This window comes from Bradyrhizobium glycinis (genome assembly GCF_016031655.1).
Lineage (GTDB): Bacteria > Pseudomonadota > Alphaproteobacteria > Rhizobiales > Xanthobacteraceae > Bradyrhizobium > Bradyrhizobium glycinis.
Window position 1 is genome coordinate 149,056 of record NZ_JACCHQ010000012.1, and the last position, 11,549, is coordinate 160,604.

General features: G+C 64.2%; 9 protein-coding genes. 5 read left to right on the top strand and 4 right to left on the bottom strand.

All coding sequences use genetic code 11. From position 1 onward, the window contains the following. The 3 genes from HZZ16_RS19070 to HZZ16_RS19080 all read left to right on the top strand — a co-directional run bounded on the left by HZZ16_RS19070 (position 1) and on the right by HZZ16_RS19080 (position 2,502). A complete protein-coding gene (locus HZZ16_RS19070) occupies positions 1-693 on the top strand; it encodes an amino acid ABC transporter permease (protein WP_197950519.1) in 693 nt (230 codons plus the stop codon). Between the two features lie 12 nt (positions 694-705). Continuing rightward, positions 706-1,437, top strand: a complete 732-nt coding sequence (locus HZZ16_RS19075; RefSeq protein WP_035997285.1) for an amino acid ABC transporter ATP-binding protein — start codon at positions 706-708, stop codon at positions 1,435-1,437. 204 nt (positions 1,438-1,641) lie between these two features. After that, positions 1,642-2,502, top strand: a complete 861-nt coding sequence (locus tag HZZ16_RS19080) for a D-amino-acid transaminase (RefSeq protein ID WP_197950521.1) — start codon at positions 1,642-1,644, stop codon at positions 2,500-2,502. 246 nt (positions 2,503-2,748) lie between these two features. On the opposite strand, the gene HZZ16_RS19085 is transcribed toward HZZ16_RS19080, so the two are convergent. The 3 genes from HZZ16_RS19085 to HZZ16_RS19095 all read right to left on the bottom strand — a co-directional run bounded on the left by HZZ16_RS19085 (position 2,749) and on the right by HZZ16_RS19095 (position 6,148). Then, positions 2,749-3,210: a carboxymuconolactone decarboxylase family protein gene (locus HZZ16_RS19085; protein WP_197950523.1), complete on the bottom strand. Its 462-nt coding sequence runs from the start codon at positions 3,208-3,210 to the stop codon at positions 2,749-2,751. Positions 3,211-3,235: 25 nt separating this feature from the next. Then, entirely contained in the window at positions 3,236-4,849 is a 1,614-nt protein-coding gene (locus HZZ16_RS19090; RefSeq protein ID WP_197950525.1) for an MDR family MFS transporter, read from the bottom strand. A 117-nt stretch (positions 4,850-4,966) separates the two neighbouring features. Beyond that, positions 4,967-6,148: an HlyD family secretion protein gene (locus HZZ16_RS19095; protein WP_197950527.1), complete on the bottom strand. Its 1,182-nt coding sequence runs from the start codon at positions 6,146-6,148 to the stop codon at positions 4,967-4,969. Between the two features lie 207 nt (positions 6,149-6,355). On the opposite strand from HZZ16_RS19095, the gene HZZ16_RS19100 reads away from it, so the two are divergent. Continuing rightward, positions 6,356-7,267 (top strand): LysR family transcriptional regulator, encoded by a 912-nt coding sequence (locus tag HZZ16_RS19100; protein ID WP_197950529.1) that lies wholly within the window; start codon positions 6,356-6,358, stop codon positions 7,265-7,267. A gap of 12 nt (positions 7,268-7,279) precedes the next feature. On the opposite strand, the gene HZZ16_RS19105 is transcribed toward HZZ16_RS19100, so the two are convergent. Next, on the bottom strand, positions 7,280-10,711 hold the full coding sequence (locus HZZ16_RS19105; protein ID WP_197950531.1) for an indolepyruvate ferredoxin oxidoreductase family protein: 3,432 nt from the start codon (positions 10,709-10,711) through the stop codon (positions 7,280-7,282). A gap of 151 nt (positions 10,712-10,862) precedes the next feature. On the opposite strand from HZZ16_RS19105, the gene HZZ16_RS19110 reads away from it, so the two are divergent. Continuing rightward, entirely contained in the window at positions 10,863-11,318 is a 456-nt protein-coding gene (locus tag HZZ16_RS19110; protein WP_197950533.1) for an Lrp/AsnC family transcriptional regulator, read from the top strand. Positions 11,319-11,549 lie beyond the last annotated feature (231 nt).

The window sequence follows — 11,549 nt, forward strand, 5'->3', positions numbered from 1 at the left end:
ATGTTCGGCAATCTCGATTTCGACGTTATCCGCCGTGCGCTGCCCTATCTGTTCTACGAGGGCATGACGTTCACACTGACGCTGACGGCACTCGCCGCCCTCGGCGGCCTCATCTTCGGTACGGCGCTCGCCCTAATGCGCCTGTCCGGCTTCAAGATCCTCGGCCGCATCGCCGGCGTCTATGTCGACTTCATGCGCTCGCTGCCGTTGGTGCTGGTGATCTTCTGGTTCTACTTCCTGGTGCCCTATATCGGGCAGTGGGTGACGGGCGCCTCGCGCCCGATCAGCGTCGGCGCCTTCGCGTCCTCGCTGATTACTTTCATCATGTTCGAGGCGGCGTATTTCTCCGAGATTATGCGCGCCGGCATCCAGTCAATCTCGCGCGGCCAGCCGGCCGCGGCCAGCGCGCTGGGGCTGACCTACGCGCAGACCATGCGCTACGTCGTGCTGCCGCAGGCCTTCCGCAACATGCTGCCGGTGCTGATCACGCAGACCATCGTGCTGTTCCAGGACACTTCGCTGGTCTACGTCCTGTCGATCACGGACTTTCTGGGCGCGGCGAGCAAGGTGGCGCAGCGCGACGGCCGCCTGGTCGAGATGTATCTGTTCGCTGCGATCGTCTACTTCACCATTTCCTGTATCGCGTCCTACGGCGTCCGCCGCCTGCAGGCGCGCATCGCCATCATTCGATAGAGCGTGTCGATCATGATCGAAATCAGCCATGTCAACAAATGGTACAGCCCCACCTTCCAGGTGCTGACCGACTGCACCACCAATGTCACCAAGGGCGAGGTGGTCGTGGTCTGCGGCCCCTCGGGCTCGGGCAAGTCGACGCTGATCAAATGCGTCAATGCGCTGGAGCCGTTCCAGAGCGGCGACATCTTGGTCGACGGCACCAAGGTCAACGATCCCAAGACCGATCTGCCGAAGCTGCGCTCGCGCGTCGGCATGGTGTTCCAGCATTTCGAGCTGTTTCCGCACCTCAAGATCATCGACAATCTCTGCCTGGCGCAGGAGAAGGTGCTGGGCAGGGGGCATGACAAGGCGCAGGCCAAGGGCATGCAGCTGCTCGAGCGCGTCGGCTTGAAGGAGCAGGCGCAGAAATTCCCGGCGCAGCTCTCCGGCGGCCAGCAGCAGCGCGTCGCCATCGCACGCGCGCTCGCGATGGATCCGATCGTGATGCTGTTCGACGAGCCGACCTCGGCGCTCGATCCGGAAATGGTCAGCGAGGTGCTCGACGTCATGGTCGATCTTGCCCGCGAGGGCATGACCATGATGGTCGTGACTCACGAGATGGGTTTTGCCCGCAAGGTCGCCAACCGCGTCATCTTCATGGACCGCGGCGAGATCGTCGAGGACGCAGCGAAGGACGATTTCTTCGGTAAGCCCCGCAGCGACCGCGCGCAGAAGTTCTTGTCGAAGATTCTGTCGCATTAGCTCCTCTGTCATTCCGGGACGCGCCTCCTGGCGCGGGCCCGGAATCCATAACCACCAGCCGGGGTTATGGATTCTCAGATGCGCAGTTGCGCATCAAAGCTCGTCGCTGCGCGCCGCCCCGGAATGACAGGTTGAGGGTTTCGTGGCGCCACCAAATCCCATATACGAACAGGCAATTCCCCCTTCCCTCCCAGGAGACCTGCCTTGGACTCGATCGCCTACGTCAACGGCTCATTCGTCCCGCTCTCCGAAGCCAAGATCTCGGTGCTCGACCGCGGCTTCCTGTTCGCCGACGGCATCTACGAGGTCTCGGCCGTGCTCGACGGCAAGCTGGTCGACAATGCCTCGCATCTGGCCCGGCTGGAGCGGTCCGTCGGGGAGATCAAGCTGAAGCTGCCGGAGACCATCGAGCGTATCACCGAACTGCAGAAGGAGCTGATCGCGCGCAACAAGCTCGTGAACGGCCTCGTCTATCTCCAGGTGACGCGCGGCGCCGACAAGGGGCGCGACTTCCCGTTTCCCAAGGCTGGCGTCAAGTCGAGCCTGGTGATGTTCACGTCCGAGAAGGACATCATCAACGCCGCGGTGGCCAAGACCGGCATCAACGTCATCACGGTGCCCGACATCCGCTGGGAGCGCCGCGACATCAAGAGCGTGGCGCTGCTTGCGCAAGTGCTGGCGAAGCAGGCCGCGGCGGAAGCCGGCGCCGGCGAAGCCTGGATGCTGCAGGACGGCTACGTCACCGAAGGCGGCTCGTCCACGGCGTTCATCCTGACCAAGGACGACGTCATCGTCACCCGCCAGAACTCCAACGCGATCCTGCCCGGCTGCACCCGCAAGGCCGTGATCGCGCTTGCCGAGGAGCGCCAGCTTCGCGTCGAGGAACGCTCCTTTACGGTCGCCGAAGCGCTCGCCGCCAAGGAAGCCTTCATCACCAGCGCATCCTCCTTCGTGCAGCCGGTGGTCGCCATCGATGGCAAGACGATCGGCGACGGCAAGCCCGGCCCGATGGCGACGCGCCTTCGCGAGATCTACGTGGAGTTCGCCAAGGCGACGGCGGTCTGAGAAGCTTTGCGAGTCGGACGTACTTTTCGCTAGGCCACGTATTGCCCTGCCCCTCACCCGGATCGCTACGCGATCCGACCTCTCCCCGCAGAAGAGCGGGGAGAGGTTGAGTGCGCCGAGATGGACTCTTCACTTGGATTATTGCGGTGAGGAACGCGTCGCTCTCTCTCTCCCTCGCCCCGTTCTTACGGGGAGAGGGTGGGGTGAGGGGTTGTCGCCGCGAGGAAGCTGGCCGTTTTGGTCAGATCACGCCACCGACGCCTTCACCTTCACCGGATGGACCGCGCGGAACGCGATCGCGATCCTGTTCCAGGCATTGATGGCCCCGATCAGCATGGTCAGGTTCACCGTCTCCTCCTCGGAGAACTGCGCCCGGACCTGTTCGTAAGTCTCGTCGGGCGCATGCGTCTCGGCGATCAGCGTCACCGCTTCGGTCCAGGCTAGCGCGGCGCGCTCGCGGTCGGAATAGAGCGGGGATTCGCGCCAGGCGTTGAGCAGGTAAATGCGCTGCTCGGTCTCGCCGCGCTTGCGGGCATCCTCGGTGTGCATGTTGATGCAGAACGCGCAGCCGTTGATCTGCGACGCCCGGATCTTGACCAGCTCGATCAGCGATTTCTCCAGGCCCGTCGACTGGATCTGCTCTTCCAGCGCCAGCAGCGCTTTGATCGTATCGGGCGCGGCCTGGTAGTAGTTCATGCGGGGCTTCATGGTCGTTCTCCTTTTCTTTGGTTGATCAGTGGGCTCCACCGGCCGAGACCTGGCCGGGCTTCTTCAGAAAGAATACGGCGACGAGGGCAACGATCAGCGCCATGCCGAGCAGGTAGAAAGTATCGCTGAAGGCGAAGATAAAGGCTTGCTTCTGCACGATATGGCCGATCGCCACATAGGCGCGATGCGCGGCGTCCGCACGGTCGAGAACGCCGTGATTGACGAAATATTGCGTGAGCTGCTCGAGCCGCGTGCGCGTGGCCTCCTCGAACACAGAAACCGACTGCATCAGCACGTTGGAGTGATATTGCTCGCGCTTGGTCAGCACGGTTTGCAGCAGCGCGATGCCGACGGCGCCGCCGAGATTGCGCATCATGTTGAACAGGCCGGAGGCCGAGCCCGCATTCTCCGCTTCGATGCCAGTCGTCGCCACCGCCGACAACGGCGCCATCACCAGCGCCTGGCCGATGGCGCGCACGATATTGGGCCACAGCAGCTGGTCGGCGGCATAGTCGTTGGTCATGTCGATGTTCATGAAGTTGGATGCCGCGAACAGAACGAAGCCGACGCCGATGATAATCCGCGCATCGAGCTTCTGCATCAGGCGCGGCACCAGCGGGATCAGCACGAGTTGCGGCAGCCCGGTCCAGGCCAGCACCATGCCGATCTGCTCGGCATTGTAGCCCTGGATGCGCGACAGATATTGCGGCAGGATGAACACCGAGCCGTAGAGCGCGATGCCGAGCAGGAAGTTCGCGAGCATGCCGAAGCCGAAATTGCGGCGCACGAGCAGGCGCAGATTGAGCAGCGGCTTCTTCACCGTGAGCTCGATGATCAGAAAGGCGGTCAGCGCAACGGCGGCGATGATCGAGAGCTTGACGATGAAGGGCGAGCCGAACCAGTCGTCCTTGTTGCCTTCTTCCAGCACGGTCTGGAGCGCTGACAGCCCGATCGCCATGGTGATGATGCCGGCCCAGTCGCCCTCGCGAAGCAGCGACAGCTTCATGGGCTTCGTCTCGAGCGCGTACCAGAGCATACCGACCATGATCACGCCGGGCACCAGGTTGACGTAGAAGATGTATTGCCAGCCGAAATTTTCGGTGAGATAGCCGCCGATGGTCGGGCCGATCGCCGGCGCGAATGTCGCCGACAGCGCGAACAGCGCAAGCCCGACCGGCTGCTTGGCGCGCGGCAGCAGCATGATGATCAGCGTGAAGGCCATCGGGATCAGCACGCCGCCGGTAAAACCCTGGATGGCGCGCAGCACGATCATCTGCGACAGATCCTGCGCCAATGCGCAGGCCGCGGACAGAACCAGGAACAGGATCGCATTGGTGAGCAGGTAGATGCGGATCGAGAACACCTGCGCCAGCCAGCCCGACAGCGGGATCACCACGATCTCGGCGATCAGGTAGGAAGTCGAGATCCAGCCGCCGTCGTCGATGCCGGCGCCGATCGCGCCCTGGATGTCCGCGAGCGAGGCGTTGACGATCTGGATGTTCAGAACCGCCATGAAGGCGCCGAGCGTGGCGCCGATCACCGCGATCCAGGTCTTTGTGGACACCGCCGGCGCCGTGGGCGCAGCACGGACGGCGAGATTGGCGGAGGTGGCGTTGAGGGCTGGTTGGAGCGTGCTCATGGAAGCCTCGTCTCGGGTACGGAGACAGGATGCGTTAGGCGGGTGGGTTCGATCATCGTGGACGTTCTGGAAGGATCATCCTTGCGGATTCGACAGTCCGGCCGGAGCCTGCCGGCTTCAGCCGCCGTTTGGGTTTGGTGCGTTGTCAGCCACACGCTTTGCGCTGTCGCGCTCGGCCAGCACAGCCTGTTTGGTGTCGACGGTCGGTACCGCGGACATGCCGGGCCGCAGCAAGCCGGTGAGATTGTGGTCGTCGAGCACGATCTTCACCGGAACGCGCTGCACGATCTTGGTGAAGTTGCCGGTGGCGTTGTCGGGCGGCAGCAGTGCGAATTCGAGCCCGCTCGCCGGCGACAGGCTGTCGACATGGCCGCGCAGGGTGGTGTTGCGGAAGCTGTCGACGTGCAGCTCGACCGGCTGGCCCGGCCGCACATGCGTGAGCTGGGTCTCCTTGAAATTGGCGATGACATAGACGGCGTCGAGCGGCACCACCGCCATCAATTGCGTGCCGGCTTGCACGTATTGGCCGACCCGCAAGCTGCGGGCGCCGACCGTGCCGTCCACGGGAGCTGTGATCTCCGTATAGGACAGATTCAGCGCCGCCTGCTGCGCGACTGCGCGGGCGCGTTCGAGCTGGGCGGCGGCCTGGGCGCGTTGGGTGGTGAGCACGTCGACCTTGCGCTGCGCGGCGACGAGGCCGGACTTGGCATGCTGCAATTGCGCGCTGCTGGCGCGCAGCGCCGCATCGGTCTGCTGCGCGCGCTGGATCGTGCCGGAGCCCGACTTCATGAGGTCGTCGTAGCGGGCGCGCTCCTCCTGCGCGAATTTCAGATTGGCCTCCGCAGCAGCGACATCGGCAGTGCTCTGTTCGATGATCGGCTGCTGCAGTTCGAGCTGGGCGTCGATGTTGCGGACCGAGGCTTCGCCGGCAGCGACGTCGGCTTTCGCCTGGTCGAGCGCCGCCTTGAAATCGCGGTCGTCGATCTTGGCCAGCAGCTGGCCCGCCCGAACCTTCTCGTTGTCGCCGACCAGCACCTTGGCGATGTAGCCGGAGACCTTCGGCGCGACGATCGTGGAGTCCGCCTTCACATAGGCGTCGTCGGTCGATTCGAGGTAGCGGCCGTTAGTCCAGTAATCGTGTCCGTAGTAGGCCATGGTTGCCGTGCCTGCGAGGAGCGCGAGCACCAAGGCCGCGCGCCGGACCCTGTTCCGGGCCTGGGCAGTGGGCGGCGCCTTGGCGTAATCACGAGTGATTTCAGTTGCTTCCTGGAAGGTCTCGGTGCGGGGCATTTCGGACATTGCGGTCTCCTGTCAGCTCGCTGAGACTATCGGTCTTGCTGGCACGGATGATAATCGGCTAAATTCTGGAAGGATTATCCATTGAGGGTGGATAATCTAAGCCGTCACCGTGATGTCTACCGGGTCAGGCGCACAGCTGCGCCAGGGCGATTGCCGTCTCTGTCGCGCGATTGCTGCTGAGGCGCACATCCCAGTGCAAGGAAAGCCATGGATCGATTGACCAGCCTCGAAGTGTTCAGCCGGGTGGTCGAGACCGGCGGCTTCTCCGCAGCAGGCCGCAAGCTCAACATGTCGACCACCATGGTGAGCAATCACGTGCAGGCATTGGAAGACCGGCTCGGGGTGCGGCTGCTTCACCGCACCACGCGCAAGGTCAATCTGACCGAGATCGGCAAGGCCTATTACGACCGCTGCGTCCAGATTCTCGCCGACATCGAACAGGCCGACGACATCGCGAGCGAATTGCAGTCGGTGCCGCGCGGCACGCTGCGCATTCACGTCGCCACGCACATGGTGCCGTTCGTCGCGCCGATTGCGGCGAAACTGCTGTCGACCTATCCGGAGCTCAAGATCGATCTGCGCATGGGCGAGGCCGAGGTCGACCTCATCGAGGAAGGCTACGACGTTGCCCTGCGCATGACTTCGCCGCCGGACTCCAGCCTGATCGTGCGCAGCCTTGCCACTTGGCGTCACGTGCTGTGCTGCTCCCACGATTACATCGAAAAGCACGGCCGGGTGCAGAAGCTCGACGAGCTCACCGGGCACAATTGTGGTCGGCACTTGAACTATCCGTTCGGCGACGAATGGCAGTTCCTCGATCGCAAGGGCACGCCGGCCTCGGTGCGCGTCTCCGGCAGCTTCGTCACCAATAGCGGGGAAGCGCTGCGCAAGGTCGCGCTGGAGGGCGCCGCCATCTGCCTGATGGCGGGGTTCCTCATTCAGGATGATCTCGAAGCCGGCCGCCTCGTGCGCCTGTTGCCGGAATATCGGACCGTCGAGCTCTCCATGAACGCGGTCTATCCGCATCGTCATCATCTGTCGGCGAAGGTGAGGACCTTCATCGACCTGCTCGTGCACCACAGCGCCGAGCAACAGAAGCTGATCAATCCGTATTCATGAGCGGCACCGTGCTCAGGCCGCTCGCGCCATTGCCGGCCGGCCGAGCCGTGATTCGACCTCGGTCTTGACTTGCGCGATCGCAGCCTCCTTCACCGGCCCATAGCCGCGGATGTTCATGGGGGCCTTGGCTATGGCAATGAGATCTGGAAGGCGCGCCGCGTCGAGCTCGCCCAGCATCCGCTCGATCAGGCCTTCATACCAGGCGATCAGCTCACGCTCGGCGCGCCGTTCCCCGGTGTAGCCGAACGGATCAAACGGCGTTCCGCGCAACCCCTTCAGGCGCGCGAGCATGGCCAGAGGCACCTGAATCCACTGGCCGAAGGCCCGTTTGCGCGGACGTCCCCGTGCATCGCGCCGCGACTGCAGGAATGGCGGGGCGAGGTGGTACTGGATGCTGAATCCGTCCTCGAATTCGCGCTTCAGCTCGTCGAAGAAGCCGCTTCGCATGTGCAGCCGTGCCACCTCGTACTCGTCCTTGTAGGCCATCAGCTTGAACAGGGCGCGAGCCACCGCATCGGTCATGGCCTCGCTGCTCAGGACAGCCTCGGCGCGGCGGACCTTCGCAACGATCGCCCGGTAGCGCGCGGCATAGGCTTCATCCTGATAGGCGGTGAGGAAGTCGGCGCGGCGTTCAATGAGTTGGTCGAGCGTCTCGACCGTGGACACATCGTCCGCCTTCGGCAGAAAATCCGGATCGGCGGCGGCGATCCGGCCCCAGGCAAAGGCCTGCCGGTTGCGTTCGACCGCGACTCCGTTGAGCTCGATCGCGCGCAGCAGCGCCTGCAACGAAACAGGGACGAGACCGCGCTGCCAGGCAAAGCCCAGCATGATGATGTTGGCGTAGACGGCATCGCCGAGCAGGCGCTCGGCCAGCGCATTGGCATTGATCGTGTCGAGATTGTGCTCGCCGATGGCCTGACCGATTGCGCGCAGGCGGCTTGGCGCAGCGAGATCGGCGTCGCGGAAGCGGACCACGTCGCCGGTCGGCATCTCCGCGGTGTTGACGGCGGCACGGGTGCCGCGGCGATAGGTGCCTGAGGCCTTCGGCGAGGAGCTGACGACGAGATCGCAGCCGATCAGCGCGTCGGCAGCGCCCTGGTCGATGCGAACCTGGTGCAGCGCCTCGGGGCTCGCCGCCAGGCGAATGTAGCTCAGCACAGGCCCGAATTTCTGCGCAAAGCCGGTGAAGTCGAGTACCGAAACGCCGCGGCGTTCCAGATGCGCGGCCATGCCGATCAGCGCGCCGACCGTGATCACGCCGGTGCCGCCGACCCCGGTCACGAGCAGGTCGTAGGGCCGGTCGAGCGTTGCGGGCGCGGGCAGGGGGAGCGTCGCGGCGTGGCCGGCCGCATCGATCCGGCTCGCGTTCTTCTTCCGCCGCGTTGCGCCGTCGATCGTGACAAAGCTCGGGCAGAAGCCGTCCAGACAGGAAAAATCCTTGTTGCAGGTCGACAGATTGATCTGCCGCTTGCGGCCGAACGGCGTCTCCTTCGGCTCGACGCTGAGGCAGTTGGATTCGACCGAGCAGTCGCCGCAGCCTTCGCAGACGAGATCGTTGATGTAGGCGAAGCGCTTGGGATCGGCCATCTGCCCGCGTTTGCGTCGGCGCCGCTTCTCGGTGGCGCAGGTCTGCTGATAGATCAGGACCGAGACGCCGGCAACTTCGCGCAGCTCGCGCTGCACGGCATCCATCTCCTCACGCGGGTGAATGGTGACGCCGGCTGGCAGGTCGGACGGCGAGAACTGCGCGGGATCATCCGACACCAGCGCGATGCGCGTCACCCCTTCGGCGCGGACGCTGTGCGCGATCGCATGGACGCTGATGGGACCGTCGACCGGCTGGCCGCCGGTCATTGCCACGGCATCGTTGAACAGGATCTTGTAGGTGATGTTGGCCTTGGCCGCGATCGCCTGCCGGATCGCCATCGAGCCGGAATGGTAGTAGGTGCCTTCGCCGAGATTCTGGAACACGTGCTTGTGCCCGGTGAAGCGTGACGAGGCTGCCCAGTTCACGCCCTCGCCGCCCATCTGGATCAGCGAGGAGGTCTCGCGGTCCATCCAGCTCGCCATGAAGTGACAGCCGATGCCGGCGAGCGCCTTCGATCCTTCCGGTACTTTGGTCGAGGTGTTGTGCGGACATCCCGAGCAGAAATAGGGCGTGCGGGTCGCGCCGCTGACATTGATCGTGCGCGCGGCCTCCGGCATTAGGGCGGCCGCGCGCGCGGCGAGACTGAGACCCGGAAACATCGGATCGAGCCGGCGCGCGAGCACGCTCGCGAGCGCGCGGGGCGACAATTCGCCGATCCAGGAGATCAGCCGTGCACCGGTTTCGTCGTGCTTGCCGACCATGCGCTCGGGCTTGCTGCCGGGATAGTCGTAAAAGTATTCCTTGAACTGGCTCTCGATGATGCCGCGCTTCTCCTCGACCACCAGGATCTCGCGCTTGCCCTTCACGAACTCCATCGCATCATGCAGCGCCAGCGGCCAGACCATGCCGACCTTGTAGACGTCGATGCCGATGCGGCGGCAGGCCGCTTCATCGAGGCCCATCAGCCGCAACGCTTCCATCAAGTCGAAATGCGCCTTGCCGGTCGTGACGATGCCGTAGGTGGCGCCGGGAATATCGTAGATGTGCCGGTCGATCGGATTGGCCTTGGCGAAGGCGTAGACCGCGTGCTTCTTGGCTTCCAGCCGTTCCTCGATCTGCGGGCCCGGCAAATCGGGCCAGCGATAGTGCAGGCCGCCGGGCGGCGGCGTGAAGTCGGGCGTGCGGAACATGCGCGGCGGGCGCAGCGTGACGGATGCGCCTGATTCCACGATCTCGGAGATCGCCTTGAAGCCGACCCACATGCCCGAGAAGCGGCTCAGCGCGTAGCCATATTCGCCGAACGCCAGATATTCGCCGACGTCGGCAGGATGCAGCGTCGGCATGAACCAGCTCATGAAGGCGACGTCGGACTGGTGCGGCATCGAGGAGGAGACGCAGCCATGGTCGTCGCCGGCGACCACCAGCACACCGCCATGCGGCGAGGAGCCGTAGGCGTTGCCGTGCTTGAGCGCATCGCCGGACCGATCGACGCCCGGGCCCTTGCCGTACCAGAGCCCGAATACGCCATCGACCTCGCGGTCAGCTTGCGTCTCGACCTGCTGCGAGCCGAGCACAGCTGTCGCCGCGAGGTCCTCGTTCACGGCGGGGAGGAATTCGATGCGGTCCCGCTTGAGCCGCTCCTGGATGCGCCAGAGCTCGAGATCGATGCCGCCGAGCGGCGAGCCGCGATAGCCGGAGATGAAGCCGGCGGTGTTGAGCCCGGCCGCACGGTCCCGTCGCGCCTGGTCGAGCGCGATGCGGACGATGGCCTGCGTGCCCGTGAGGAAGACGCGGCCCTCCTCACGCTCGTAGCGGTCGGAGAGTTCGTACGTGTCGAGTGACGGAATCGCGTCCATGGCGGACCTCGCGCGGCATCCTGCCCAGTTTGGGAGGTTATGCCCGCGCCGCTGGTAGGTCTTACCTATTTATCCCCTCTAGCGCATAGAATCGGTAGAATTTTGCATATGAGCATTCAATCTGGTAGGTCTGCTCGAACTGGAGCCCCCCATGATCGAAGAGCAGGACGCCCGCATTCTCGCCCATCTCCAGAGAGATGGCCGCGCCACCAACCAGCAACTCGCCGACGAGGTCGGCATGTCCACCTCGGCCTGCTGGCGGCGGGTGCGGGCGCTGGAGGAAAGCGGCGTCATCCAGGGCTATGCGGCGCTGGTCGCGCGCGAGCAGGCGGGTTTTGCGATGTCCGCCATCCTCCACGTCTCGCTGGAGCGGCACGATGCGAAGTTCGTCGACGAATTTGTGGCGAGGGTCACCAAGCGCCGTGAGGTGCTGGAGTGTTTTGCGACCACCGGCGACGCCGACTATCATTTGCGCGTCGTCGTCCAGGATATGGCAGCCTACAACCGCTTCCTCGACGAGTTCATGTTCCGCATCCCCGGCATCCGCTACGTCCGCAGCAACGTGGTGCTGAAGGAGATCAAGACCAGCGTGGCGCTGCCGTTCTGAAGGAGGTGCTGGGCACCGCGACATCAATCTCCCGTAAACCAACACGGGGCTGCAGATTGGTAAACGGAACATGCCTTGCGTCGACGGCTCGGCCTCGCAGCGGTATTCCCGTCGGTTTTGTCGCGCCCGTTCGCAGCTCGTTCACTTTGATCGACGGTTTGCGCCGCGTAATAACGACCACTTAGGCGATCGCCGCTCATAAAAGGCACCGGGATAAATAGGCAGAAATGC